This is a genomic window from Pseudomonas sp. 86_A (assembly GCF_017491705.1).
GTDB lineage: Bacteria > Pseudomonadota > Gammaproteobacteria > Pseudomonadales > Pseudomonadaceae > Aquipseudomonas > Aquipseudomonas koreensis.
In genome coordinates, this window is the sequence record NZ_JAFGYS010000128.1 from 1 (window position 1) to 470 (window position 470).

The window sequence follows — 470 nt, forward strand, 5'->3', positions numbered from 1 at the left end:
GTCAAGAAGAAGAGCTGAACCGTTTTTCGGGCGCGCAGCGGCGCGCCTGCATCATTGTCGAGTTTCGAAGGATAGATTTTCATGTGCGGGATTGTCGGCGCAGTTGCGCAACGTAACATCGTTCCGGTGCTGATCGAAGGGCTGCGCCGTCTCGAGTATCGCGGCTACGACTCATGCGGCGTCGCGGTACTCGACGCCGGCGCCCCCGCGCCGGGCACGCCCAAGCGCGCGCGCAGCGTCGCGCGGGTGGCCGATCTCGACGCGCAGGTGCGCGAATCGCATCTCGAAGGCGAGACGGGCATCGCGCACACGCGCTGGGCGACGCACGGCGCGCCCGTCACGCACAACGCGCATCCGATCTTCTCGTCGGACGCGCTCGCGCTCGTGCACAACGGCATCATCGAGAACTTCGAGCCGCTGCGCGAAGCGCTGCGCGCGAAGGGTTACGCATTCGTGTCGCAGACCGACAC

The 470-nt window shown here is 66.4% G+C and carries 1 pseudogene; it reads left to right on the forward strand.

Going from position 1 to position 470, the window contains the following annotated elements:
* Window positions 1–81 precede the first annotated feature (81 nt).
* Window positions 82–470: pseudogene (locus J5M57_RS28330) on the forward strand (class II glutamine amidotransferase); the annotation flags it as partial.